We start from the raw sequence: 25482 nt of genomic DNA, 5'->3' as shown, positions 1-25482 counted from the left end.
GGCGTTGTTACGGGTCAGCTCCACCTTCTCCAGGTGCGCGCTACCGCCCCGCTCGACCAGGATGGCACCACCATCGGCCTCGCCCTCCTTCTTCTCCTGCCCCGGGATCGACGGCGCCGCCTGCGAATCCGATCCGCTCGGCGAGCCTGATCCCGGCGTCGTCGGCGCGGCACCGTACTTGAACTCGGCGGCGTTGCCGTCCTTGAGGGTGAGGTCCTTCAGGGTCAGTTCGCCGCCGTCGGCGACCCGGAAGAGCCGGAAGGCGTCCTCGGAGTCGCGCTTGATGGTGGCGTCGTTGCCCTTGATGGTGATGTCCTGCCGGATCGTGGGCAGGGCCGTGCCGGACTTCTTGTCGGCGAAGTCGAGTTCGTAGACGCAGTCCTTGGCCAGCTTCAACGTGCCACCGTGATCCCGGTTGGCCAGGTCGATGGCCTCGACCAGCTTCTCGTCGCGGCAGGGCACCTCCCGCACCCGGCGGCCGTGCTCGTCACGCTCCTCACCGCGCTCGCCCCGCTCCTTGCCGTCCCGGCCGTTCTCGTCCGCCCGGTTCTGCTCCTCGTGGGCCTCCTTCTCGCCACCCTTGCCGGCGTCGCTCGCGTTCTGCGGCGCGGCCGCGTGGTTCTCCGCGACGCGCTGCGCGTCGTCGGACTTGTCGTCACGAGCGGCGAGGCCACCCAGCGCCGCCAGCCCGACGACGCCGGTCAGCCCGGCCACGCCGGTAGCGACCCAGATCGCCCGCCGCCTGCTCGTGGGCGGGGTCGATGGGGCCCCGCCGTCGGAAGTCGTTACGTCGTTGGACATCAGAGCCTTCCGCCCTTTCGGTTACACAAAGGGGTCGCACCGCCCCTGGCAGGGCGACCAGCTACAAACCGGTTGTAGCCTCTGATCCACACCGTATGAGAAGGATCCTCACGAGGCGGACGTATCTGAAAAAACCCCACATTCGCCTCACGGCAGGCGGCTGACACCGTTCGGCATGTGCCGGTGACGAGGGTGCCGAGCAGCGCAAACAGCGGCGGGCCCCACCACCGGCGGCACAACGACGAAAAACGTCGCAGCCGTCGGCGGTGGGGCCCGCCGTCAGGGTCGTCCGGCCGGGATCAGCCCGGCAGGCGCGGACCAGCCTCGCGCTGCTCGGCCAGCCACGTCTCCACCTCGTCCGAGCGGCGCGGCAGCCCGGCCGAGAGGTTCACCGCGCCGTCGGCGGTGACCAGGATGTCGTCCTCGATCCGCACGCCGATGCCGCGCAGCTCCTCGGGGACCAGCTCGTCCTCCGGCTGGAAGTACAGCCCCGGCTCGACGGTGAGCACGTAGCCCTCGCCGAGCGGACCGTCCCGGTACATCTCCTTCCGGGCGTTCGCGCAGTCGTGGACGTCGATGCCGAGCATGTGGCTGGTGCCGTGCAGGGTCCAGCGGCGGTAGACCGTCGAGGACGGATCCATCGCCTCGTCCACGCTCACCGGCAGCAGGCCGAGGTCCTTCAGCGCCTCGGCCAGGACCCGCATGGCGGTCAGGTGCACGTCCCGGAACGCCACACCCGGCTTGATCACCTCGATGCCGGCCTGCTGGGCGGCGTAGACCGCGTCGTAGACCTGGCGCTGAAGCGAGGTGAACCGGCCGTTGACCGGCAGCACCCGGGTCACGTCCGCGGTGTAGAGGTTGCGGTTCTCCACGCCCATGTCCATCAGCAGCAGCTCGCCCGGCCGGGTGGCGCCGTGGTTGTGCACCCAGTGCAGGATCGTGGCGTGCTCGCCGGCGCCGACGATCGAGCCGTACCCGACGTCGTTGCCGTCGTGCCGGGCGCGCAGCGCGAAGATGCCCTCCAGCAGCCGCTCCGAGACACCCCGGTCGGCCGGCAGCGCCCGGGCCACGTCCTCGAACCCGCGCACGGTGGCGTCGCACGCCTCCTGCAGCTGCGCGAGCTCCCACTCGTCCTTGACCAGCTTCAGCTCCGAGATGGCGATCGCCAGCTCCCGGTCGCGGCCCGGCTGCCCCTCGACCCGGGCCCCGTCGTACGGCCGCACCGCCGCGTCCACCCGGGTGTCGAAGCCGCGCAGCACCCGGGTACGCCCCGGCGCCAGGTCGGCCAGGGCCGCGTCCAGCTCGGTCAGGTCGGCGGTGGGCAGGCCCAGCTCGGTCGACCTCTCGTGCAGCGTGGGCCGCCGGCCCACCCAGAGCTCGCCGTTGCGGCTGCGGAAGAACTCGTCGGTCGCCCGCGACGACCGGGGCCGCATGTACAGGGTGGCGTCGCCGCTCGGGCGCAGCACCAGCACGCTGTCCGGTTCGAGGTCGCCGGTCAGGTACGCGAAGTCGCTGCCCGCCCGGAACGGGTGGTCGGTGTCGTTGGCGCGTACCTTCTCGTTGCCGGTGGGGATGACCAGCGTCTCGCCGGGGAAGGCCGCGGCGAGCGCGGCCCGCCGCTTGGCGTAGTTGGGCACCTCGGGGCGGGGGCCGACCGGTAGTTCGCTGTCCCGCCAGCCCTGCCGCATGAACGCCAGGAACGCCTCCGGGAAGTCCGGGTCGTGTGATTCGGTGCCGTCCGCCGGCTTACCCTGCTGGGTCCGCTCCTCGGCCATGATCCGCCTCCTCCGCCTCGTCGCTGGTGCAGACGGTACCGCGCGCACGGGAGCGGGGAGAGCCTGCGGTGCCGGGACGGCCGCTCCGGGCGCGTGGAAAGATGGCCATCATGTGCGGACTCCTGGCCTTCTTCAGCGCGCGCGGTGACGCCGCCGCCCACCGCGACCACATCGCAAGCGCACTGGAGTGCCTGCACCACCGCGGCCCGGACGAGACCGGAGTCGAGGTGGTGGGCGACGCCTCCGGCCGTTACGCGGACGGGGTGTTCGCGCACAAGCGCCTGGCGATCATCGACGTGGCCCTCAGCCACGAGCCGCTGCCGTACGCGAACGGCCGTTACCTGCTCACCTTCAACGGTGAGATCTACAACTACATCGAGCTGCGGGACGAGCTGATCCGGGACTTCGGCGCCCAGTTCGCCACCAACGGCGACGGTGAGGTGATCGTCGCCGGCTACCACTACTGGGGCGAGCAGGTGCTCACGAAGTTGCGCGGCATGTTCGCCTTCGTGATCTGGGACCGGCAGGAGCGGCGCGCGTTCGGCGCCCGGGACTACTTCGGCATCAAGCCGCTGCACTACCTCCAGACCCAGGACGGGCTCTACCTCGCCTCCGAGAAGAAGGCGCTGCTGCCGTTCGCGCAGTCGGCGTACCAGGGCGACGCCGGGATCGACACGGCCAACCTGAGCCACTACCTGACCCTGCAGTACGTGCCGGAGCCGGGCACCCTGCACAAGGGGATCAGCCGGATCGGGTCGGGGGAGTACCTGACCTGGACGCCGGGCGGCCGGATCGAGGTGCGCCGGTGGTACCGGCCGGTGTTCCGGCCGGCGCCGGTGGCCGACGAGCAGAAGCTCTACCACGAGATCCGGGAGACGCTGCGGGAGAGCGTCCGGATGCACATGCGCTCGGACGTGCCGGTCGGCTCCTTCCTCTCCAGCGGCATCGACTCCACCGCGGTGGTCGCCCTGGCCCGGGAGTTCAACCCGAACATCCTCACCTTCACCGTCGGCTACGACGTGCCCGGCTACTCCGAGATCGACGTCGCCCAGGACTCGGCCCGGCACCTCGACGTGACCACCATCCCGACCAAGATCGGGCCGCAGGACATGATCGAGGCGCTGCCCAGGATCGTCTGGCACCTGGACGACCCGGTGGCCGACCCGGCGCTGGTGCCGCTCTACTTCGTGGCGAAGAAGGCCGCCGAGCACGTCACCGTGGTGCTCTCCGGCGAGGGCGCGGACGAGTTCTTCGGCGGCTACACCATCTACCGCGAGCCGCTGTCGCTCAGCACGGTGAACGGCCTGCCGGGCGGGGTGCAGAAGGGCCTGCGGGCGGTGTCGAAGGCAATCCCGCAGGGTGTCAAGGGCAAGAGCTTCCTGGAGCGCGGCACCACCCCGATCGAGCATCGCTACTACGGCAACGCGCGGATGTTCACCGAGGAGGAGAAGCAGCACCTGCTGCGTCGCTACGACCCCTCGGTCCGCTACACCGACGTCACCGCGCCGATCTATGCCGAGTGCACCGAGCTGGACGACGTCACCAAGATGCAGTACGTCGACCTCTACACCTGGCTGCGCGGGGACATCCTGGTCAAGGCCGACCGGATCTCGATGGCGCACTCGCTGGAGGTGCGGGTGCCCTTCCTGGACCGGGAGGTGTTCAACGTGGCGGCCGGCATCCCGGTCGACCTGAAGCTCCCGCCCCGCTCCGAGGCCACCAAGTACGCCATGCGCCAGGCGCTGCAGGGCGTCGTCCCGCCGGCCATCGTCAACCGCAAGAAGCTCGGCTTCCCGACCCCGACCCGGGTCTGGCTGCGCGGCGAGATGTACGAGTGGGCCCGGCACGTGCTGGCCACCTCCGGCGCCGGCGACCTGATCGACCTGTCGTACGCGATGCGGCTGCTGGAGGAGCACAAGCGGGAGGAGGCGGACCACTCCCGCAAGGTGTGGACCGTGCTGATCTTCTGCATCTGGCACGCCATCTTCGTGGCCAAGACCCTCGACCCGGGCATCCAGCGCAACCAGTCGGCCCTGCTCACCAAGCCCGTCGTCGGCAGCATGGTCCGCTGACCCAGGGTGGGAAGGAAGGGCCCTCGGGGTCGAACCGGGGGCCCTTCCTCATTGCGCGGGTCGGGTCACCGGCCGGTGCAGGTGACGGTGGGCAGGGTGTTGGCGCCGGAGGTGTTGGCGGTGAAGCCGAACGTGGTGGTGCCCTCCGGCGCGACGGTGCCGTTGTAGGGGGCGTTGGTGACCGTCACCGCCGTCCCGCTCGTGTTCAGTGTGCCGTTCCACAACTGGGTGATGGCCTGACCGTTGGCCCAGGTCCAGTTCGCCGTCCAGCCGCCGTACGTCCGGGAGCTGTGGTTCATGATCATGACCTCGCCCTGGAAGCCGCCCGGCCAGGCGTTGACCACCCGGTAGACCGCCATGCAGTCGCCGCCCGGCGGCGGCATGGTCGGGCTGGTGGTGGGCGTCGGCGACGGGCCGGTCGGTGTCGGCGTCGGCGTGGTGGGGGTGGGTGACGGCGTGCCGCCCGAACCGATCCCGGTCACCTCGCCGTTGCCGCCGTCGAAGGTCACGTCGGAGCAGCCGAAGAAGTTCTCCTGGCTGTCCGAGCGGACCCAGCGGGAGTAGATGATGTGCCGGCCACTCTTGTTCGCCGGCAGGGTGCCGGTGAAGTAGTAGTGCCCGTCGTTGGTGCCCACCGAGCCCCGCTGCGGCGGGTTGGTGACCGTCAGGAACGGCTCCTCCAGGTCGCTCCAGGCCAGCGGCCGGGTCGGGCTCCAACTGTCCCTGGTCACATAGAAGTAGAAGGTGCCCGGGTGGTGGGCCCAGTTGCTGTAGCGGAACTCCATCGTCCGCCCGGCGGTCAGGTGGGTGATCGGCCAGTCGTTGCGCGCCTGGTCGTAGCCGCTGAAGTTGGGGTTGCCGCCGCTGCACAGCCTGCCGTCGGGGATGAAGCCGACGGTCCGGCCGCCGGCGTCGGAGCGCAGCACGCTGAACCAGTTGTAGAGCGAGTTCGCCCCGTTCTCGGCGACCGCGGCCCCGCAGGCGGGGTTGTTGGGCCTGATCTCACCGGTCTGGGTGAGGCCGTCCTTCCAGCACAGGTAGGTCCGGGCGCCCGGGGTCATCGCCGCGCCGTGCGCGGCGGCCGGGTCGGAACCGGTGGCCAGGGCGAAGGCGCCCAGGGCCAGGGTGGCGGCCGCGGTGAGCAGCGCGGCCGTACGGGATCGGTGCACGGGTTCTCCTGACTCGCGGGGCGGGACCCGCACCGGTCCGCCCCGCTGCGACGAGCGGATGTGACGATCGCGGTGCCACGCCCGGCGGTCGGAGTGCGGCCGGGGCCGTCGGGAGGCGTACACCGCCTGCGGTCCGTGCCACGGACCGGTGTGCCCTCGCGTCGGCTCGACCCGGCGGCCGGCGGCGCGGCAGCCCCCGCGCCACTCCGGCAGGCGCAATCCCATCACGTCCGGGTGCCGCAGGCAATAGTCGAATCTCGATGCGATCGGTCGCCGCCGGTACGGTCTCGGTGTCGTCCCCGCGCGCCGCGCCCGGGCGATGCGCCAGGATCGGGGTACGACGGTTTGGAAGGAGCCAGGATGGGCTACGCGGTGGTGCTCGGCGAGGCGCTGGTCGACCTGCTCGAGACCAGGTACGACGGCGAACCCGGCTACCGGCAGGCGATCGGCGGCGGGCCGCTCAACGTGGCCGTGGCGGTGGCCCGGCTCGGCGGTGACGTCGAGTTCGTCGGGTCGTTCGGCGACGACGCGCTCGCGGAGCGGATCCGCGCCTTCCTGGGCGCGGCCGGCGTCGGGCTGGCCGGGGCGGTCACCGTACCGGCGCCGACGGCGCTGGCGGTGGCCACCTTCGCCGGTTCGGAACCGGACTTCCGTTTCTACGGGGAGCCCCGCTCGTACGCCCTGCTCACCCCCGACGACCTGGACGTGGCCCTGGTCGAGGGCGCCGACGTGCTCTACTGCGGCTCGATCGTGCTGCTGCACCCGCCGGTGCTGGCCGCCGCCCGGCGCGCCTGGGCGATCGCCGGGGCGCTGCGGGTGTTCGACCCGAACGTCCGTCCCCGGCTGCTGGACGGCCACGGCGCGCTGGACGGGCTGCGCGAGGTGGTCGCCGAGTTCGCCGCGAGCGCGCACCTGGTGAAGCTGAGCAGCGCCGACGGCGCCCTGCTCTACCCCCACGAGCCGGTGGAGGGAGTCGCCGCGTACCTGCGGGAGTTGGGGGCGGCCACCGTGGTGGTCACCCTGGGCGCGGACGGTGCCCTGGTCGCCGCCGGCGACGACGTGGTACGCATCCCCGCCCCGAAGGTCCGGGCGGTGGACGCGACCGGTGCCGGGGACTCGGTGATGGGCGCGCTCATCGCCGAGTTGCTCGCCGCCGGCGAGCCGGTGGACCCGGTCGGCTGGCGGGAGCGGGTCGCCTTCGCCCTGCGCGTCGCCGGGCTGGTCTGCGAGTCTCCCGGTGGCGCCGTCGCCATGCCCGCCCGCGACGCCGTGCTCGCCCGCTTCCCCGCCTGACCCGTCGCCGGGTCAGGCGGTGCCGTCGAGTTCGGCGTAGCCGCGGCGGGCGGCGATCAGACCGGGACGCGCGCCGAAGGGCGACTCCGCGGCCACCCGTTCGGGCGGCGCGTTGCCGGTGTGGCCGGCCCGGATCAGCCAGGCCTGCTGGACCAACTGGGCGTGCTGGGCCCGGACGAACTCCGGGTCGACCGGCGTGCCGTGCCCGGGCACCACGATCGTGTCGGGGGTGGTCATCCGCAGCAGCTCGGCCACCGCGTCCGGCCACTGCAGCGGGTACGACTCCTCGAAGGCCGGCGGGCCGCTCTGCTCCACCAGGTCGCCGGCGACCAGCACGTCCGCGTCCGGCACGTGCACCACCAGATCGGCGTCGGTGTGCCCGTGGCCCGGGTGGCGCAGCACCACCCGCCGGCCGCCGACGTCGAGCACGGTCTCGGTGAGGACCGGGTGCGTCGGGGCCAGCAGCTCGGTCCCGGCCAGCTCGGCGGCGAGCGCCGGCTGCTCGTCGCGCATCTCCTCGTACGCCGCCCGGCGCAGCTCGTCGGGGCGGTCGCGCAGCGCGGCGGCGGCCAGCTCGTGCGCGTACACCGGGCGGGGCGGGTCGGCGGCCAGGGTGGCGTTGCCGAAGCAGTGGTCGAAATGGTGGTGGGTGTTGACGACGGTCCACGGGTGCGGGGTGACCGCCCGGGCCGCCTCGGCCAGCTCTCGGGCCTGCCCGACGGTGGAGAGGGTGTCCACCAGCAGCGCCGCGCCGTCGCCCACCACCAGCGTCACGTTGACCTGCAGCAGCGGCTCACGCAGCAGGTGGACGCCGTCGGCGACCTCGACGAACCGGACGGTCATGACGCCTGCGAGGCGCGCTCCAGGAAGCGCTGCCGATCGACCAGCATCCGCTCGACCCGCCCGTCGGCCACGATCTCGTCGCCGTCGGCGACGGTCACCTCGAACAGCAGGCGCCGGCCGTCGACCTTGGCCAGCCGGGCCCAGGCGATCACCGTCCGCCCGACCGGGGTCGGTGCCCGGTGGTCCAGTTCGACGCGGAGCCCGACCGTGGTCCGCCCGGTCGGCATCCGGGTCGCGGTGGCCGCCACGCTCGCCGCCTCGACGAGGGCGAGCACCCTCGGCGTGCCGAGCACCGGGACGTCACCCGAGCCCACCGCCTGCGCGGTGTCGGCGTCCGTGACGGTCAGCTCGACCCGGGCGGCCAGGCCCGGCGCGAAGGGCGTCTCCGGCTGCTCCTGCATGCCCCGAGCCTAGACGAGCCGGGGCCGGGACGCCCGGTGTCCCCGTCGTCGGTGCGTCGACCGGTGGGTGGTCGGCGTCAGTCGATCCGTAGCCCGCCGTTAACCTTGACCGCGATGGCCGTCGTGACAGACCCCCAGCCCCCCGCCCGGACCGGCACCACCTCCTCGCCCGACGGCGGACGCCGTCGGGTGGTGGCGATGACGATCTGGGGGGTCGCCTTCGTGGCCGCCTGGCTCGCCATCGGCCTGCCCACCGATCCCGCGTACGCCTTCCTCTGGATCTGGGCGGGCACCATCGCCTGGCACTCCGCCCGGCCGTGGCGCAGCCACCTGCGCTTCGCGCGGGACTGGATCCCGGTGGTGCTGCTGCTGGCCGTGTACAACCTCTCCCGGGGCTTCGCCGACAACGGCGCGACCCCGCACGCCATGGAGTTGATCGTCGCCGACCGGTTCATGCTCGGCTGGGCCACCGGCGGCGAGGTGCCCACCGTCTGGCTCCAGCAACACCTCTACCGGCCCGAGGTGCACTGGTGGGACGTGGCGGTCAGCTGGGTCTACTTCTCGCACTTCGTGGCGACGTTCGCCGCCGCCGCGGTGCTCTGGATGCGCGACCGCTCGCGCTGGGCGGCGTACATGCGGCGCTGGGGTTTCCTCTGCGCGGCCGGGCTGGCCACCTACTTCCTCTACCCGGCCGCCCCGCCGTGGTGGGCCGCGCAGAACGGCCTGCTCACCGAGGTCGCCCGGATCTCCACCCGGGGCTGGAAGGAGATCGGCATGCACGGCGCGGGCAATCTGCTCAACGCCGGGCAGATCGCCTCCAACCCGGTGGCCGCCATGCCCTCGCTGCACACCGCGTTCGCCCTCTTCGTGGTGCTGTTCTTCCTGGGCTCGGTGCGGAAGCGCTGGTGGCCGCTGCTGCTCGCGTACCCGCTGGCGATGACCTTCACCCTGGTCTACAGCGGCGAGCACTACGTGATCGACGTGCTGGTCGGCTGGGCGTACGTCGGGCTGACCTTCCTGGTGGTCGGCCTGGCCGAGCGCTGGTGGGCGGCCCGCCGGGCGCGGCGGGCGGCGGCACCCGCCGCGGGTCCGCAGCCGACCGTGCCGGCCCCGGCCGCCCCGGTCGACGCCGCCCCGGGCGACGTCGAGCCGGCGGTCGCCGACCCGGTGCCGGCCGAGGGCTGACGCGTGCCGGCCGAGGGCTGACGCGTGCCGGCCGAGGGCTGACGCGTGCCGGCCAGGGGCTGACGCGTGCCGGCCAGGGGCTGATCTTGATCAGTGGCGCCGGCTGCGGTCGGCGTGCCGGGCCGCGTGCGCCCGCGCGGTCAGCTCGGCCGCCAGGTCCCACGCCTCGGCCAGGTCGCGGTCGGGCGCGGCCGCGCCCGACCCGCCGGCGGTGTCGGCGTGCACGGTGGCCAGCCGCAGCCGCCGCTGCGCCGGCCCCTGGGTCACCCGCACGCTCTGGATCCGGGCGTACGGCACCAGCGTCAACTGGCGGGTGAGCAGCCCGGAGCGGGCCACGAACACCCGCTCGTCGAGGCCGGCGCCGACCGCCGTGCGGGTCAGCGGGCGCAGCCAGCGCGCCCGCCGTGGCGGCGGCGCCGACGGCAAGGCGCCCAGCCGTACGCCGGACAGCACCTCGGCGACGATCAGTTCCCCGGTTCGCGCGTCGCCGACCGGCAGCAGCCGGTCCGGCCGGTTCCGGTCGTCCGGCTCGGCGGCCGAGTAGCCGGCCACCTCCAGCCGCAGCCGCAGCCAGCCCTTCATCCGCCAGAGCAGCGGCCAGGTCACCCGGACGGTCTGCACCCGGTGCAGCGGGACGGTCTGCACCCGCGTCTCCAGCAGGCCGTTGTGGACGCGCAGCGTGTCGTCGTCCCGGTCGAGCCGGAACGACCAGTCGTCGAGCACCCGGCGCACCGGTTGCAACACCACACCCGCCATCGCGGTGATCGTGCTGGCCACCGCGATGAACGACCACGACCCCTCGGACAGGAACTGCGCCACCACGAACGCCACGCCGAACGGGAGCAGAAACGCCTGTGGGGTGAGCAGCTGGCTGACCAGCAGGTCCTGGTTGCGTACGGCGTGCAGCCGCCGGCCGGCCGGGGCCGGTGGTGGCGGCGCGCCGGCCGCCGGCGGGACGACCTCGGGCGCGCGGCCGGCGACGGCGAGCAGCCGCTGCCGCAGCGCGACCGCCTCGGCGACCCCCAGGTACGCCAGCGGCGCCTCGGTCTTGCCCCCGCCGACCACCTCCAGCCGCAGCTCGGCCAGCCCGGTGAGCTGCGCCAGCAGCGGCCGGACCACCTCGACGGCCTGCAACCGTTCCAACGGGATCGCCCGGGTACGCCGCCAGATCAGGCCCTCGTGCACCCGCAGCTCGCGGCCCACCACGTGGTAGCCGGTGTTCCACCAACTGACCACGGCCAGCACGGTGGCGCCGGCGGCGAAGATCGTCACCAGCACGGCGAACCAGCCGAAGCCGACCCGGGACAGCGTCGACCAGGAGAGCCCGGCGATGACCACGACCAGGGACTTCGCGCCGTGCAGCACCGGGCTCAGCGGGTGCAGCCGCTGCCGCGGCTCCGCGCCCCCCGGTGCCGGCGACGTGGGGCCGCCCGGCCAGCCGGGACCGGGTCCGGGCGGCGGCCACGGGCCGGGTCCGGCCGGGCCCGGCCAACCGGCCACCGACGGCCCGGGCTGCCCGTAGCCGGGTGGGCCGTAGCCGGGCTGCCCGTAGCCGGGTGGCGGCGGCGCGGGCTGTCCGTATGCCGGGGGGAAGGGTGACGGTGCTGGGGCAGCGGGTCGGTCGTCTCCGGCGGCCCGGTGCGATGGCGGGGTGCCGGTCTCCGGGCCGGGGGGCGCAGTGCCGGGCTCGGGGTCGGCCGGGGGCGGGTCAGGCTCGGGTGCGGCCGGGCCGTGGCTCACAGCCCCTCCGCTCGGTCCTCGCCCAGCGCGGTCAGCCGGTCCCGCAGCCGGGACGCCTCCGCCGGCCGCAGGCCGGGCACCCGGGCGTCGCTCGCCGCCGCGGCCGTGTGCAGTTGCACCGTGGCCAGGTCGAACGCCCGCTCCAGCGGGCCCGCGGTCACGTCGACGAACTGCATCCGGGAGTACGGCACGATGGACAGCCGCCGGACCAGCAGCCCGTGCCGGACCAGCAGGTCGTTCTCGCGCTCGGCGTACCCCCAGGCGTGCACCGCCCGGACGATGGTGACCGTCCGCCAGGCGGTCAGCAGGACCGCGACGCCCAGGGCGGCGACGGGCAGCCAGTGGCCGGTGACCGCCCAGGCCACGCCGAGCACCACCAGCGCCACGGCGAACCCGATGCCGAGCCGGATCAGCTCCACCCAGATCAGGTCGCGGGAGATCGGCTGCCACCGGACCGTGTCCGGCCAGGGCTCCAGCGGGCCGGGCGGGGCCGGCTGGCGGCCGGCGAGGTCGTCACCGTTCACCGCGGTGATCCGCTGCGCTCGCTCACGCCGCCTCGCTTCGCTCGACGGCGGCGGGGCGCCACGCTGCTGAGCTGAATGGTTCGCTCGCTCACGGTTCGAGCGTAGGCGATTGCGGGACCGGCACCACCTCGCGCAGGAAGCCGCGCGCGTCGAGGAACGCCCCGAGGGACTCCCGGTGGTCGGGACAGGCCAGCCAGGTCTTGCGCCGGTCGGCGTCGTGCAGGCGCGGATTGTTCCAGCGCAGGGCCCAGACGGCGAGGGCGCGACACCCCCGCGCCGAGCAGATCGGCGCCTCGTCGGCGGGAGTGGGAGTGGTCACCGGGGCGAGTCTAGGCCCGCACGCCCGGGAAGCTTAGCGCCGGGCGGCCACGGGGGGAGCCGCCCGGCGACGGGGTGAATCGTACACACGCTGGACCCCTTGTTGTCCACCCGTGTTCAGCGTTTTCCGTGCGGAGGGACGGCGCGGCGAAAATCGTCCCTCTCCCACCCTCGGCTCTCAGCCGGGCATGACAGTCTTGATACGCACTACACCGCGACGACGATCAAGCTGTGGAGGACCGGTGGCCCAGCCGACCACGCCCGACGCCCCGATTCCGACCGAGGCCGTGCCGGGCGCGCCGCCGCCGGCGAGCACCACCCCGGCCCAGGACGCCACCCTGCTGGAGCGGGCGCTGTTCGAGATCAAGCGGGTGATCGTCGGCCAGGACCGGATGGTCGAGCGGATGTTCGTGGCGCTGCTCGCCCGGGGGCATTGCCTGCTGGAGGGGGTGCCCGGCGTGGCCAAGACCCTCGCCGTGGAGACCCTGGCCAAGGTGGTCGGCGGGTCGTTCGCCCGGGTGCAGTTCACCCCGGACCTGGTGCCGGCCGACATCATGGGCACCCGGATCTACCGGCAGTCGAGCGAGAAGTTCGACGTCGAACTGGGTCCGGTCTTCGTGAACTTCCTGCTCGCCGACGAGATCAACCGAGCCCCGGCGAAGGTCCAGTCGGCGCTGCTGGAGGTGATGAGCGAGCGCCAGGTGTCCATCGGCGGCGAGACCCACCGGGTACCCGACCCGTTCCTGGTGATGGCGACCCAGAACCCGATCGAGCAGGAGGGTGTCTACCCGCTGCCGGAGGCGCAACGGGACCGCTTCCTCATGAAGATCGTGGTCGGCTATCCGACCGACGCCGAGGAGCGGGAGATCGTCTACCGGATGGGGGTGGCCCCGCCCGAGCCGGCCCGGGTCTTCGACACCCCGGACCTGATCGCCCTCCAGCACAAGGCCGACCAGGTCTTCGTGCACAACGCGCTGGTCGACTACGCGGTCCGGCTGGTGCTCGCCACCCGCGCCCCCGCCGAGCACGGCATGCCGGACGTGGCGCAGCTCATCCAGTACGGCGCCAGCCCGCGCGCCTCGCTCGGCCTGGTCCGGGCCACCCGGGCGCTGGCCCTGCTGCGCGGCCGGGACTACGCGCTGCCGCAGGACGTGCAGGACATCGCCCCGGACATCCTGCGTCACCGGCTGGTGCTCAGCTACGACGCGCTCGCCGACGACGTGCCCGCCGACCACATCGTGCACCGGGTGATGTCGACCATCCCGCTGCCGTCGGTCGCGCCCCGGCAGCAGGCCACGCCGCCACCAGCCGCGCCGCCCGGCGCCGGCTGGCCCGGGCAGCGGCCGTGACGCCACCCACCCGGCTGCCGGCCACCGGCGACCGCTCCGGCGCCGTCCTCGCCCGGCTGCAGCTGATGGTCACCCGCAAGCTCGACGGGCTGCTCCAGGGCGACTACGCCGGCCTGCTGCCCGGACCGGGCAGCGAGGCGGGGGAGTCCCGCGAGTACCGTCCCGGCGACGATGTACGCCGGATGGACTGGCCGGTCACCGCGCGGACCACGACGCCGCACGTCCGGCGTACGGTGGCCGACCGGGAGCTGGAGACCTGGCTGGCAGTGGACCTCTCGGCCAGCCTGGACTTCGGCACGGGGCAGTGGCTCAAGCGGGACGTGGTGGTGGCCGCCGCGGCCGCCCTGGTCCACCTGACCGTCCGTGGCGGCAACCGGATCGGTGCGGTGGTCGGCACCGGGGCCGCACTGCCCGCGCAGACCGGCCGGTGGCGGAGCGGTCCGCCGGCCACCGGACCCGGCACCCTGCGGCGGCTGCCCGCCCGGGCCGGCCGCAAGGAGGCGCAGGGGCTGCTCCGGGCCATCGCCGGGACGGAGATCCGGCCGGGGCGCAGCGACCTCGGCGCGCTGGTCGACATGCTCAACCGGCCGCCCCGGCGGCGGGGTGTGGCGGTGGTCATCTCCGACTTCCTCGCACCGCCGCAGCAGTGGGGCCGGCCGCTCCGTAAGCTGCGGGTCCGGCACGACGTGCTGGCGATCGAGGTGGTCGACCCGCGCGAGCTGGAGCTGCCCGACGTGGGGGTGCTGCCGGTGGTCGACCCGGAGACGGGGGAGTTGCACGAGGTGCAGACCGCCGACCCGGGCCTGCGCCGCCGGTACGCCGACGCGGCGGCCGCCCAGCGCGGGGCCGTCGCCACCGAGCTGCGCGCCGCCGGCGCGGCCCACCTGCGACTGCGTACCGACCGAGACTGGCTGCTGGACATGGTGCGGTTCGTGGCCGCCCAGCGGCACGCCCGGACCCGAGGGACGACCCGATGATCCGTTTTCTGCAACCGTGGTGGCTGCTGGCCGTGCTGCCGGTGCTCGCCCTGGCCGCGGCGTACGTCTGGCGGCAGCTGCACCGCCGGGCGTACGCGATGCGGTTCACCAACGTCGACCTGCTGCGTACCCTCGCGCCCAAGGGGCTGGGCTGGCGGCGGCACGTGGCGGCCACCGCCTTCCTGCTCTGCTTGCTGGTGCTGTCCACCGCGCTGGCCCGGCCGGCCATCGACACGAAGGAGCCGCTGGAGCGGGCCACCGTGATGCTGGCCATCGACGTGTCGCTGTCCATGCAGGCCGACGACGTCGCCCCGAACCGGCTGGAGGCCGCCCAGGAGGCGGCCAAGCAGTTCGTCGGGGAGCTGCCGGAGAGCTACAACCTCGGACTGGTCTCCTTCGCCAAGTCGGCGAACGTGCTGGTCCCGCCGACCAAGGACCGGGCCGCGGTGACCACCGCCATCGACGGGCTGGTGCTGGCCGAGGCGACCGCCACCGGCGAGGCCGTCTTCACCTGCCTGGAGGCGATCCGCTCGGTGCCCGCCGACGGCGCGGCCGGCATCCCGCCGGCCCGGATCGTGCTGCTCTCCGACGGTTACCGCACCTCGGGCCGGTCGGTGGAGGAGGCGGCTGCGGCGGCGCAGGCGGCCAACGTGCCGGTCTCCACCATCGCGTTCGGCACCGACTCGGGCCAGGTGGACATCGGTGGCCAGCTGCAGCGGGTGCCGGTGGACCGGGCGGCGCTGTCGCAGCTCGCGGAGACCACCCAGGGCTACTTCTACGAGGCCGCCTCGGTGAGCGAGTTGAAGCAGGTCTACCAGGACATGGGCAGCTCGATCGGGTTCCGCACCGAGCCGCGGGAGATCACCCAGTGGTACGCGGGGATCGCATTGCTCCTCGCCCTCTGCGCGGGTGCGCTGAGCCTGCTCTGGTCGTCCCGCCTGATCTGAGGCGCGACGGCCGGCGGGACGGCAGCGGTGGCCGGCGGGACGACAGCGACGGCCGGCGGGGCGGCAGCGGTGGCCGGCCGGGATGCGCCCCGGCCGGCGCGGTCAGCGACCGCCGGCCAGGACGAAGAGGACGGCCACCCAGACGGCGGCGAGGGTGAAGCCCAGCGGGGCGACGTAACGGCTCATTGGACTGCTCCGTGGCGACGGGACGGTCCGGGCGGGAGGGTCCGGACCGCAGGAGTGGCTCAGGACGTACGCACACGAAGTCGTGACCGGGTTGCTCCGCCACCGGCGGGCCCGACGGGCCACGCGGCAGGATCACCCCGGCTGACGGCCGAGGAGACGGGCGGTGCACCGGGGCGGGAAGCGGGTCAGCTACGCCGACTGAGTCGCGGCTCAGCGGGGCTGACGGTCGGCCCGGCCACGACTGGAAGGATCGCCATCTCGCACAGCGATCACCTCCTCCGGTCGGCGGGGCACGAAGGTCACGGGCGATCCCGCCCGCAAACGAGGATCATCGTACACCCGACGGCCCAGCGCCCCGCACTCGGCCGACCGGTCCGCCCGCGCCGACCGGTCCGCCCACGCCGCCCGGTCGACGAGCGCCGACGCGGGCCGACGAATGTGTCCTCGGCCGGAGCGCACCAGCACCGCCAGGACCAGCGCGAGCAGCGGCAGCCAGCACAGCCGTGCGGCCAGCCAGCCGGCACCGTCGGGCGGGGTGTGCAGCCCGGGCAGCGGACCGGCGAACCGGGCGGCCAGCACGCTGACCCCGACCAGGACCGGCTGGTGGCAGAGGTAGACGCGCATGGCGTACCGGTTCACCCCGCGGACCAGGCGCGCCGGCGCGGGCCGGTCGAGCAGCCGGCGCAGCGCCGGTCGGGCCAGCAGCCCGGCGCCGACCTGCGCCGCGGCCAGGGCGACTGCGAGCAGCGAGGGCGGGCTCAGGTTCGACCGGCCGGCGCCGGGCACCCCGACCGCACTGACCGGATAGCCGAGGGCGAGCAGCGCGGCCAGCGCGACGGCCCCGACGACGACCAGCGTCCCGGCCGCGCGGCGCCCCGCGAGCCGCCCCTCGGCGTGTGCCAGCCCGAGCAGGTAGGGCACCGACCACGCGGCGAGCACGGCGACCGGCAGCAGCCAGGGGCGCGCCGCCGGCAGGCGTACGGCGAGATCCGCGCCGGCGACCACGGCCACGGCGGGCACCGCGCAGCGCACCGGTCCCCACCGCCGTACGGCGGCGGCCAGCGGCGCGGTGAGCGCCGAGAGGGCGGCCAGGGGGAGCAGGAACCACAGTGGACTGGCGGTCAGCGTCACCGCGACGCTGAGGACGTCGTCCGGGGTGCCCAACACGATCGCGACCAGCAGCCCGGCCGCGCCCACGCCGAGCAGGGCCAGGGCGGGCCGGACCAGGCGGCCAAGCCGGCGGAGCAGCCATCGCGCGGGGCTGGCGGGCGAGCCGGCCAGCGAGCGGCCGGCGGCGTGACCGGCGGCGAAGAAGAACAGGCCCAGCGTCTGGAACAGCCAGCTGGCCGGGGCCAGCGCCGGCATGGTGGCCAGCGGGCTGGCCTGGTGCACCGTCCCGTCGGGCGCCAGCACCAGGGCGGTGACCAGCCAGTGCCCCAGCACCACCGCGCCGATGGCGTACGCCCGCAGCGCGTCCACGACACGGTCCCTCATCGCGCGACCCCCGCCCGGACCTCGCCACCCAGCACCACCGCGGCGACCGCCGGCAGCGTCGCCGTGCCGGGCACCAGGTAGCCGTCGTGCCCGGCGACGCCGTCGACCGGCAGCGGCCGGGCGCCGAAGGCAGGGTCACCGGGCCGGAGGCCGTGCCCCAGGCCGGGCAGCCGTACCTGCGGCACCCGGCCGATCCAGTCGGTCGGCGCCTCGGCCGCCCACACCCGAACGCCACCGAGCCGGCCCGCCCGGTCCACGCCGGTGCCGATCCCGCCGAGCGTCACCAGGTCGGTGACCTGCGCCGGGGCGCGCCGCGCGGCCCGCCCGATCACCAGCGACCCGTAACTGTGCCCGATCAGGGTGATCGCCGCGTCCGGCCGGCGGGCGGCCAGGGTCCGCAGCGTACCGAGCAGCGCCGCCGCGCCGCGGTCGGCGCTGGCGGTCCCGGCCGCGGTGAGAATGCCGTCCGGCGCGTCGTAGCCCAGCCAGGCCAGCACCGCGACCCGGGCCGGCGGGTCGTCCGCCCGCAGCTCCCGGTACAGGTCGCGGGCCTGCCGGGCCGGGGCGCGCCGGGCCACCCCGCCGAGCCCGCGGTCGAAGTCCCGCAGCGTGCTGCCCACCCCGGGCACCAGCACCGCGATCCGGTCGGCGGTGGCCAGGTCGCCCAGCACCTCCACGGCGAGGCCGTCGCCGCGGGAATCGAAGACCAGGAACCGCCGGCCGTCCGCGGCCCACCGGTCGTACGGCGGGCCGCCCGCGCGCAACTGCGCGGCCACCGTCGGGTACGCCTCGACGTACGCCGCGGGTGCGGTCGGGCCGGGGCGGCCCGGTGCCAGCAGGCCGAGGCCGAGCAGCGCGGTCGCCGCCACCCGGGCGGGTCGGGTCCAGTGCATCGTGGTGCTCCCTCCGGAAGTGGTCCGGCGGAAGCGTGCGGTGCGGACGGGGCGGAGATCGTCACCCCGTGGGCTGGTTCCCGGCGTGCTACCCGGGAGCTATTCGCCGGCGGCCACCAGACCCGTCTCGTAGGCGAGGACCACGGCCTGGGCGCGGTCGCGGAGCTGGAGCTTCGCCAGGATCCGCCCGACGTGGGTCTTCACGGTCTGCTCGGCGACCACCAGGTCCGCGGCGATCTCCGTGTTGGAGCGGCCCCGGGCGATCAGCCGGAGCACGTCGGTCTCCCGGGGGGTCAGCGCGGCCAGGTCGGTGGGGCGGGGCCGGCGCCGGCCGGGGCGGGCGGCGAAGTCGGCGATCAGCCGGCGGGTCACCGACGGGGCGAGCAGCGCGTCGCCGGCCGCCACCACCCGGACGGCGTGCACCAGGTCGGCGGCGGGGGCGTCCTTGAGCAGGAAGCCGCTCGCCCCGGCGCGCAGCGCCTCGTAGACGTAGTCGTCCAGGTCGAAGGTGGTCAGGATGAGCACCCGGGGGCGATCGGTCCGGCGGTCGCCGAGGAGTTGGCGGGTGGCGGCGAGCCCGTCCAGCACCGGCATCCGCACGTCCATCAGCACCACGTCCGGGTCGAGCCGGCGGGACGCCTCGACGGCCGCCGCGCCGTCCGCGGCGTCGCCGACGACGAGCAGGTCCGGCTGGGCGGCCAGCAGCGCGCCGAAGCCCTGCCGGACCATCGCCTGGTCGTCCGCGATCAGCACCCGGATCATCCGGCACCGTCCTCCCCGTCGTAGGGCAGCTCCGCGGCCACGGCGTAGCCGCCGCCGTCGACCGGTCCGGCGGCGAACGTACCGCCCAGCGCGAGGGCCCGTTCCCGCATCCCGGTCAGCCCGTGCCCGGCGCCCCGCTCGACCCGGGTCGGCGCGCCCGTGCCGGCGGTGTTCTCGACGCGTACCGCCAGGGCGCGGGGACCGGGGCGGACGGTGACCCGCACCGCGGCGCCGGCCGCGTGCCGGGCGGCGTTCGCCAGCCCCTCCTGCACGATGCGGTACGCGGCCAGCCCGACCGGCGTGGGCGTCCCGGCGGCCGGCGCGGGGGCGTCCAGGGTGACCGCGAGGCCGGCCCGCCGGGCGGCCTCCACCATGGCCGGCAGGTCCGCCAGGTCAGGCTGGGGCGTGGTCTCCGGGCCCGCCGCCTCGCTGCGCAGCACCCCCAGCAGCCGGCGCATGTCGGTGAGCGCCTCCCGGGCCGACCCGGCGACGGCGGCGAACTCGGCCCGGGCCGGCTCCGGCAGGTCGCCGAGGCGGTAGGGCGCGGTCTCCGCCTGCACGGCGATCATCGACATGTGGTGGGCCACCACGTCGTGCAGCTCGCGGGCGATCCTGGTGCGCTCCTCCAGCACCGCCCGGCGCTCCTGCTCCCGTTCGCTGAGCTCGGTCTGCGCGGCGAGGGCTCGGCGGGACAGCCGGTTGCCGCGGACGAGGTGGCCGAGCACCAGCAGGGTCAGGACCAGCAGCAGTACGCCAGCCCAGTTGTTGGAGCCGACCAGCGTAACCACCGGCACCATCGTGATTACGCCGACCCAGAGCAGCACCGGCCGGTCGACCCGGGCCGCCACCACCGCCAGCACGAGCAGCGACCCGAGCACCAGGACCGGGTTCCACGGCCAGGCCTGGCCCGGCGGCGCGTTGAACGTGCAGGTGAGCAGCGCCACGATGGTGAGCCGCCAGGCGAACAGCGGACGCCGGGGCAACGCGAGCAGCGGGGCGACGGTCAGCCCCGCGAACAGGATCGCCACCACCCCGGGCAGGTGCCGGCCGGTCTCCTCGGCCAGCGTGGCGGCGAACAGGACCACCACCGCGAGCAGGCCGACGGGGCGCGCGTACCGGGACAGCCGGGGCCAGCGCTCCAGCGGCGGCCGGGCGGGCGGGAAGTCCGGTCCCGCGACGGTCCGCCGCAGCGCCTGCCAGGCGGCCCGGACAGGGTGCTTCTCCATCAGCGGCAGCGTACGGGCAGCCCCGGTCACCGTCGTCCCACCAGGGGGTGAGCCGCCGCGTCGTACCCCGGTGTGACCTGGCCGCGTTAGCGCTTACCTGCCGGTAACCCCTAGGCTCGCCAGCGGTTGAGAGATCAGTTGAGCAGAGGGGGAACGGTGGCCCGTACCGTGCTGGTGACCGGCGGAAACCGGGGGATCGGCCTGGCTATCGCGCAGGCCTTCGCCAAGCAGGGCGACCGGGTGGCGGTGACCCACCGCAGCGGGGACGCCCCGGCGGGCCTGTTCGGCGTGAAGTGCGACGTCACCGACGCCGAGTCGGTGGACGCCGCATTCGCCGCCGTCGAGGCCGAGCTCGGTCCGGTCGAGGTGCTGGTCGCCAACGCCGGGATCACCGACGACACGCTGATCATGCGGATGTCCGAGGAGCAGTTCACCCGGGTGCTCGACACCAACCTGACCGGTGCGTTCCGCTGCGCCAAGCGGGCCTCGACGAAGATGCTCCGGGCCAAGTGGGGCCGGATGATCTTCATCTCCTCCGTGGTCGGCCTGTACGGCGGTGTCGGGCAGGTCAACTACGCGGCCAGCAAGGCCGGCCTGGTCGGCGTGGCCCGCTCGATCACCCGCGAGCTGGGCAGCCGCAACATCACCGCGAACGTGGTGGCGCCCGGCTTCATCGACACCGACATGACCGCGGCGCTGCCCGAGGAGCGGCGCACCGAGTACCGCAAGGCCATCCCGGCCGGCCGCTTCGCCGAGCCGGACGAGGTCGCCGGCGTGGTCACCTGGCTCGCCTCGGACGCGGCCGGGTACATCTCCGGCGCCGTCATCCCAATCGACGGCGGCCTGGGCATGGGTCACTGAGCAGAGCACGGAGGAAATCAATGTCCGGACTTCTGGCCGGTAAGCGGCTGCTGGTCACCGGCGTCATCACCGACGCCTCGATCGCCTTCTCGGTGGCGAAGCTCGCCCAGGAGAACGGCGCCCAGGTCGTGCTCACCGGCTACGGCCGGCTCTCCCTGGTCGAGCGGATCGCCAAGCGGCTGCCCGAACCGGCCCCGGTGATCGAGCTGGACGTGACCAACGCCGAGCACCTGGCCGGCCTCGCGGACCAGGTGCGCGAGCACGTCGACGGCCTGGACGGGGTGGTGCACTCGATCGGCTTCGCCCCGCAGAGCTGCCTCGGCGGTGGTTTCCTCGACGCGCCGTGGGAGGACGTGGCCACCGCGGTGCACGTCTCGACCTACTCGTACAAGTCCCTCGCCATGGCGGCGCTGCCGCTGATGTCGGCGGGCGGCGCGGTGGTCGGCCTCACCTTCGACGCCACCAAGGCCTGGCCGGTGTACGACTGGATGGGCGTGGCCAAGGCCGGGCTCGAGTCCGCCTCCCGCTACCTGGCGCTGCACCTGGGCAACCGGGGCATCCGCAGCAACCTGGTCGCAGCCGGCCCGCTGCGCACCATCGCCGCCAAGTCCATCCCCGGCTTCGAGCAGTTCGAGGACGCCTGGGCCGAGCGCGCGCCGCTGGGCTGGAACCTCACCGACCAGGAGCCGGCCGCCCGGGCCTGCCTGGCGCTGCTGTCGGACTGGTTCCCGGCCACCACCGGCGAGATCGTCCACGTCGACGGCGGCTACCACGCGATCGGCTCCTGAGCCGCCGAGAGGGGCCCCTTGCTGACGCCTCCGGCGCAGCAAGGGGCCCCTCTCCACATCCGCACCCCGGGGGCGTCGCATCCCCGTCATCCTGGGCGGGAGAGAATGAGCCCATGGCGTACGACGCGTTGGTGCTGGTCTCCTTCGGCGGCCCCGAGCGGCCCGAGGACGTGCTGCCCTTCCTGCAGAACGTCACCCGGGGGCGGGGCGTGCCGCCGGAGCGGCTCGCCGAGGTCGCCGAGCACTACCTGCACTTCGGCGGGGTCTCCCCGATCAACCAGCAGTGCCGGGACCTGCTCGCGGCGATCCGCGCGGACTTCGCCGCCAGCGGCGTCGACCTGCCGGTCTACTGGGGCAACCGCAACTGGGACCCGATGCTCGCCGACACCGTGGCGCGGATGCGCGACGACGGCGTGCAGCGGGCCCTCGCCTTCGTCACCAGCGCGTACGGCGGCTACTCCTCGTGCCGGCAGTACCAGGAGGACATCGCCGCGGCCCGGGCCGCAGTCGGCCCGGACGCCCCGCTGATCGAGAAGCTGCGCCAGTTCTGGGACCACCCCGGCTTCGTCGAGCCGCACGCCGACGCGGTGCGGGCGGCGCTGGCGCAGCTCGACCCGGCCAAGCGGGACAGCACCCGGGTGGTGTTCACCGCGCACTCCATCCCGGTCTCGGCGGCCGCCACCGCCGGCCCGCACGGCGGCCGGTACACCGCCCAACTCGCGGAGACCGCCCGGCTGGTGCACGCCGCCGCGGCGCCGGACCTGCCGTACGACCTGGTCTGGCAGAGCCGCTCCGGGCCGCCCCAGGTGCCGTGGCTGGAGCCGGACATCAACGACCACCTGGCCGCCCTCGCCGAGCAGGGCGTGACCGGCGTGGTGGTCAGCCCGATCGGGTTCGTCTCCGACCACCTGGAGGTGGTCTGGGACCTGGACACCGAGGCGCTGGAGACGGCCAAGCAGCTCGGCCTGGACTTCGTCCGGGCCGGCACCCCGGGCACCGACCCGCGCTTCGTGGCGATGGTCCGCGAGCTGGTGCTGGAACGGACCGCCCCGGAGGGTGAACGGCTCGTCCGCCGCCTCGGCGAGCTGCCGATGTGGGACACCTGCCCGGCGTTGTGCTGCGTGCCCCCGGCCCGCCGCCCCTGAGCCCGACCAACCTCCGACACCCCTGGGACGACACATGCATGACCGCAAGCCGGTGCAGAGCTGGCTCACCGACATGGACGGCGTGCTGGTGCACGAGGGCCAGCCGGTGCCCGGTGCGCCCGAGTTCATCAAGAAGCTGCGTGCCTCCGGCAAGCCGTTCCTGGTGCTGACCAACAACTCGATCTACACCCCACGGGACCTGCAGGCCCGGCTGGCCCGGATGGGGCTCGACGTGCCGGAGGAGGCGATCTGGTCGTCCGCCCTGGCCACCGCCCAGTTCCTGGCCGACCAGCGCCCGGGCGGCACCGCGTACGTGATCGGCGAGGCCGGGCTGACCACGGCCCTGCACGCGGTGGGCTACGTGCTCAGCGACTTCGCCCCGGACTACGTGGTGCTCGGGGAGACCCGCACCTACAGCTTCGAGGCGATCACCAAGGCGATCCGGCTGATCAACGACGGGGCCCGGTTCATCTGCACCAACCCGGACGCGACCGGCCCGTCGGTCGAGGGCGCGCTGCCGGCCGCCGGCTCGGTGGCCGCGATGATCTCCAAGGCGACCGGGGTGGAGCCGTACTTCGTGGGCAAGCCCAACCCGATGATGATGCGCTCGGCGTTGAACACCATCGACGCGCACTCGGAGAGCACCGCGATGATCGGCGACCGGATGGACACCGACGTCCTCTGCGGCCTGGAGGCGGGGCTGGAGACGATCCTGGTGCTCACCGGGATCAGCTCCCGGGCCGAGGCGGAACGCTACCCGTACCGGCCGTCCCGGATCGTCGACTCGATCGCCGACCTGATCGACGAGGTCTAGACGGCGGAGGGCCGCCGGGCATCCGGCCTGCGGTCAGGGACGCAACGGGGCGTTGCAGGCGGCCACCAGGGCCTGGCGGCAGGCGGTGGTCAGCGGGCGCAGCGCGGCGTCCCGCTGCTGCGCCTCGTAGGTGTTGACCGCTCCGCCCGGGGCGCTCTCCCCGGCCAGGGCCAGCACCCGGTCCAGCACCGCGGCGCGGGCGAACAGCCGGCGGGCCCGCGGGTCGAACCCGGGGGGCAGGTCGGTCGTACCGTCGGGGCGGCGCAGCGCCGCGAGGGCGCCGGCGAGCTCGGGCCGCCACTGGGCCACGTCCAGCCGGGTGAGCGCGGCGGTCGTCTCGGCGAGCGCGACCGCCAGCTCGGCCTCGGCCTCGGCCGCGCCGGGCACCGCGAGGGACGCCTTCGGCGCGTCCGCCGGCAGCGGGTACACCCGCCACAGCACCGTCTCCCAGGTCATCCCGGAACCGGAGGTGTGGCTGCGTACCTCCGGGACCAGCCCGAGCCCGCTGGCCACCACCGCCTCGCCGGCGAGCAGCGCCGCGCCGGCGAAGTCGCCCGGGCCGGGCAGCCCGCGCGGGTCGCCCGGGGCGGGCAGCACCAGGCGGATCTCGTCCGGGGAGAGCTTCGCCAGGCTGGGCAGTGCCTCCCGCAGGGACACGTCGGTCCAGGTGCCGGGGGCGTCGGCGACCAGGTGCTCCTCGTCTCCGGCGATCGCCTCGGCGACCTCGTCGAACGGCACCAGGCCGGCCCGCCAGGCGCGTACCCAGGCAACGAACCGGCTCGACCGGCGCGGAGCCAGGGTGGCCGCGCCCGTTGCGGGGGAGGACATGCCGAAAGGGTACGTGTTCCCCGCCGCCCCTGTCTCGGCTGCCGCTCCGGCGGCGTGACCTGCCCCCAACTGCCCGCTTCGCCCGGTTCTTGGCCGGCGCCGGCCGTCGACCAGCGGCCGTGGCGGCGCGTCGGCGGGCGACACGCCGGGCCGCCGATTAGCGTGATCGACATGGCGGGGCGATACGGCGAGGACGTGCTGGCGGGGGACTGGCGGCGGCGGAAGGTCACCCCGGAGGTGGACGCCGAACCGGACCTGGTCGTCGAGGACGCCGACTCGGGGTTCTGCGGCGCGGTCGTCGGCTTCGAGTCCGGCGCGGTGGTGCTGGAGGACCGGCACGGCCGGCGACGCAACTTCCCGCTGCTCCCGGCCGCGTTCCTGCTCGACGGCCAGCCCGTCACCCTGCGCCGCCCGGTACGCGCCCCGGTGCCCGCCGCCCGGCGGCGGACCGCCTCCGGCTCGATCGCGCTCGACAACGTGCGGGCGCAGGTCGCCAAGGCCAGCCGGATCTGGGTCGAGGGCGTGCACGACGCGGCGCTGGTCGAGCGGATCTGGGGCGACGACCTGCGGATCGAGGGCGTGGTGGTGGAGCCCCTGGACGGCATCGACGCCCTGGCCGCCGAGGTACGCGCCTTCGACCCCGGCCCGGGCCGCCGGCTCGGCGTGCTCGTCGACCACCTCGTGCCGGGCTCCAAGGAGAGCCGGATCGTGGCGGCGGTGACCTCGCCGCACGTGCTGGTCACCGGCCACCCGTACGTGGACGTGTGGCAGGCGGTGAAGCCCGCGGCGCTGGGCATCCCGGCCTGGCCGGTAGTGCCGCCGGGACGGCCCTGGAAGGAGGGGGTCTGTGCGGCCCTCGGGGTGGCCGAGCCGGCGGACATGTGGCGGCACATCCTGTCCCGGGTGGACAGCTTCGCGGACGTGGAGACGCCGTTGATCAACGCGATGGAGCGGTTGATCGATTTCGTCACCGAGCCTTCGTAGTGGTTGCGCTTGAGGGCCGGGGCCACCGTGACCGGCTTTGGGCGGTCAGGCTTGATCCCTCCGCCGGTCACGGTGGCCCCGGCCCCGTCGTGGGCCGGCTGCGCGGT

At 74.3% G+C, this 25482-nt stretch carries 23 protein-coding genes and 1 pseudogene; 11 read left to right on the top strand and 13 right to left on the bottom strand.

The window, feature by feature from the left end:
* Positions 1-801: pseudogene (locus ACFYML_RS25800) on the bottom strand (hypothetical protein); the annotation flags it as partial.
* Between the two features lie 299 nt (positions 802-1100).
* The gene (locus ACFYML_RS25795) at positions 1101-2576 is read right to left on the bottom strand and encodes an aminopeptidase P family protein (protein WP_387423076.1); all 1476 of its coding nucleotides are present in this window, start codon (positions 2574-2576) and stop codon (positions 1101-1103) included.
* Between the two features lie 110 nt (positions 2577-2686).
* On the opposite strand from ACFYML_RS25795, the gene asnB reads away from it, so the two are divergent.
* Positions 2687-4648, top strand: a complete 1962-nt coding sequence (gene asnB, locus ACFYML_RS25790) for an asparagine synthase (glutamine-hydrolyzing) (RefSeq protein ID WP_387423075.1) — start codon at positions 2687-2689, stop codon at positions 4646-4648.
* A 65-nt stretch (positions 4649-4713) separates the two neighbouring features.
* Here asnB and ACFYML_RS25785 read toward each other — a convergent pair whose 3' ends face one another.
* The gene (locus tag ACFYML_RS25785) at positions 4714-5817 is read right to left on the bottom strand and encodes a lytic polysaccharide monooxygenase (RefSeq protein WP_387423074.1); all 1104 of its coding nucleotides are present in this window, start codon (positions 5815-5817) and stop codon (positions 4714-4716) included.
* Positions 5818-6177: 360 nt separating this feature from the next.
* On the opposite strand from ACFYML_RS25785, the gene ACFYML_RS25780 reads away from it, so the two are divergent.
* On the top strand, positions 6178-7110 hold the full coding sequence (locus tag ACFYML_RS25780) for a carbohydrate kinase (protein WP_387423073.1): 933 nt from the start codon (positions 6178-6180) through the stop codon (positions 7108-7110).
* 12 nt (positions 7111-7122) lie between these two features.
* Here the strand turns inward: ACFYML_RS25780 and ACFYML_RS25775 are convergent, their stop codons facing one another.
* Positions 7123-7953, bottom strand: a complete 831-nt coding sequence (locus tag ACFYML_RS25775; RefSeq protein WP_387423072.1) for an MBL fold metallo-hydrolase — start codon at positions 7951-7953, stop codon at positions 7123-7125.
* Complete coding sequence (locus tag ACFYML_RS25770; RefSeq protein ID WP_357441983.1) at positions 7950-8354, bottom strand: hotdog domain-containing protein; 405 nt, start codon at positions 8352-8354, stop codon at positions 7950-7952. The genes ACFYML_RS25775 and ACFYML_RS25770 overlap by 4 nt, the downstream gene beginning before the upstream one ends.
* A gap of 114 nt (positions 8355-8468) precedes the next feature.
* On the opposite strand from ACFYML_RS25770, the gene ACFYML_RS25765 reads away from it, so the two are divergent.
* A complete protein-coding gene (locus ACFYML_RS25765) occupies positions 8469-9539 on the top strand; it encodes a phosphatase PAP2 family protein (protein ID WP_387423071.1) in 1071 nt (356 codons plus the stop codon).
* A gap of 90 nt (positions 9540-9629) precedes the next feature.
* Here ACFYML_RS25765 and ACFYML_RS25760 read toward each other — a convergent pair whose 3' ends face one another.
* The 3 genes from ACFYML_RS25760 to ACFYML_RS25750 form a co-directional block, all read right to left on the bottom strand.
* Positions 9630-11039, bottom strand: a complete 1410-nt coding sequence (locus ACFYML_RS25760; RefSeq protein ID WP_387423090.1) for a PH domain-containing protein — start codon at positions 11037-11039, stop codon at positions 9630-9632.
* Positions 11040-11275: 236 nt separating this feature from the next.
* The gene (locus ACFYML_RS25755; protein ID WP_073838248.1) at positions 11276-11803 is read right to left on the bottom strand and encodes a PH domain-containing protein; all 528 of its coding nucleotides are present in this window, start codon (positions 11801-11803) and stop codon (positions 11276-11278) included.
* 88 nt (positions 11804-11891) lie between these two features.
* Positions 11892-12122 carry a hypothetical protein gene (locus ACFYML_RS25750; protein ID WP_387423070.1) on the bottom strand — a complete coding sequence of 77 codons (231 nt, stop codon included), beginning with the start codon at positions 12120-12122 and terminating at the stop codon, positions 11892-11894.
* Positions 12123-12363: 241 nt separating this feature from the next.
* Between ACFYML_RS25750 and ACFYML_RS25745 the strand changes: the two genes are divergently transcribed.
* The 3 genes from ACFYML_RS25745 to ACFYML_RS25735 are packed head-to-tail and all read left to right on the top strand — an operon-like array spanning position 12364 to position 15394.
* The gene (locus ACFYML_RS25745) at positions 12364-13470 is read left to right on the top strand and encodes an AAA family ATPase (protein WP_387423069.1); all 1107 of its coding nucleotides are present in this window, start codon (positions 12364-12366) and stop codon (positions 13468-13470) included.
* The gene (locus ACFYML_RS25740; protein WP_387423089.1) at positions 13449-14447 is read left to right on the top strand and encodes a DUF58 domain-containing protein; all 999 of its coding nucleotides are present in this window, start codon (positions 13449-13451) and stop codon (positions 14445-14447) included. Before ACFYML_RS25745 ends, ACFYML_RS25740 begins: the two co-directional genes overlap by 22 nt.
* Positions 14444-15394: a VWA domain-containing protein gene (locus ACFYML_RS25735; protein ID WP_387278284.1), complete on the top strand. Its 951-nt coding sequence runs from the start codon at positions 14444-14446 to the stop codon at positions 15392-15394. Before ACFYML_RS25740 ends, ACFYML_RS25735 begins: the two co-directional genes overlap by 4 nt.
* A 396-nt stretch (positions 15395-15790) precedes the next feature.
* Here the strand turns inward: ACFYML_RS25735 and ACFYML_RS25730 are convergent, their stop codons facing one another.
* From ACFYML_RS25730 to ACFYML_RS25715, 4 genes are all read right to left on the bottom strand, one after another.
* Positions 15791-17074 carry an acyltransferase family protein gene (locus ACFYML_RS25730; protein WP_387423068.1) on the bottom strand — a complete coding sequence of 428 codons (1284 nt, stop codon included), beginning with the start codon at positions 17072-17074 and terminating at the stop codon, positions 15791-15793.
* Positions 17071-17967: an alpha/beta hydrolase gene (locus ACFYML_RS25725; RefSeq protein WP_387423067.1), complete on the bottom strand. Its 897-nt coding sequence runs from the start codon at positions 17965-17967 to the stop codon at positions 17071-17073. The genes ACFYML_RS25730 and ACFYML_RS25725 overlap by 4 nt, the downstream gene beginning before the upstream one ends.
* A 99-nt stretch (positions 17968-18066) precedes the next feature.
* Positions 18067-18729: a response regulator gene (locus ACFYML_RS25720; RefSeq protein ID WP_387423066.1), complete on the bottom strand. Its 663-nt coding sequence runs from the start codon at positions 18727-18729 to the stop codon at positions 18067-18069.
* Positions 18726-19955 (bottom strand): sensor histidine kinase, encoded by a 1230-nt coding sequence (locus ACFYML_RS25715; RefSeq protein ID WP_387423065.1) that lies wholly within the window; start codon positions 19953-19955, stop codon positions 18726-18728. The genes ACFYML_RS25720 and ACFYML_RS25715 overlap by 4 nt, the downstream gene beginning before the upstream one ends.
* Before the next feature lie 156 nt (positions 19956-20111).
* Between ACFYML_RS25715 and fabG the strand changes: the two genes are divergently transcribed.
* From fabG to ACFYML_RS25695, 4 genes are all read left to right on the top strand, one after another.
* Positions 20112-20816 carry a 3-oxoacyl-ACP reductase FabG gene (gene fabG, locus ACFYML_RS25710; RefSeq protein ID WP_387423064.1) on the top strand — a complete coding sequence of 235 codons (705 nt, stop codon included), beginning with the start codon at positions 20112-20114 and terminating at the stop codon, positions 20814-20816.
* A 20-nt stretch (positions 20817-20836) separates the two neighbouring features.
* Positions 20837-21604, top strand: coding sequence for an enoyl-ACP reductase FabI (gene fabI / locus ACFYML_RS25705; RefSeq protein WP_387423063.1), 768 nt, complete (start codon positions 20837-20839; stop codon positions 21602-21604).
* Positions 21605-21717: 113 nt separating this feature from the next.
* Positions 21718-22749, top strand: a complete 1032-nt coding sequence (locus ACFYML_RS25700; protein WP_387423062.1) for a ferrochelatase — start codon at positions 21718-21720, stop codon at positions 22747-22749.
* A gap of 34 nt (positions 22750-22783) precedes the next feature.
* The gene (locus tag ACFYML_RS25695; protein WP_357441971.1) at positions 22784-23563 is read left to right on the top strand and encodes an HAD-IIA family hydrolase; all 780 of its coding nucleotides are present in this window, start codon (positions 22784-22786) and stop codon (positions 23561-23563) included.
* Between the two features lie 33 nt (positions 23564-23596).
* Here the strand turns inward: ACFYML_RS25695 and ACFYML_RS25690 are convergent, their stop codons facing one another.
* A complete protein-coding gene (locus ACFYML_RS25690) occupies positions 23597-24391 on the bottom strand; it encodes a hypothetical protein (RefSeq protein WP_357441970.1) in 795 nt (264 codons plus the stop codon).
* Between the two features lie 171 nt (positions 24392-24562).
* Between ACFYML_RS25690 and ACFYML_RS25685 the strand changes: the two genes are divergently transcribed.
* Positions 24563-25375 (top strand): DUF3097 domain-containing protein, encoded by an 813-nt coding sequence (locus ACFYML_RS25685; RefSeq protein ID WP_387423061.1) that lies wholly within the window; start codon positions 24563-24565, stop codon positions 25373-25375.
* Positions 25376-25482: the final 107 nt, after the last annotated feature.

Origin of the sequence: Micromonospora sp. NPDC007230 (assembly GCF_042869115.1) — a bacterium.
Taxonomy (GTDB): domain Bacteria; phylum Actinomycetota; class Actinomycetes; order Mycobacteriales; family Micromonosporaceae; genus Micromonospora.
This window is presented reverse-complemented; position numbering and strand designations above follow the sequence as displayed.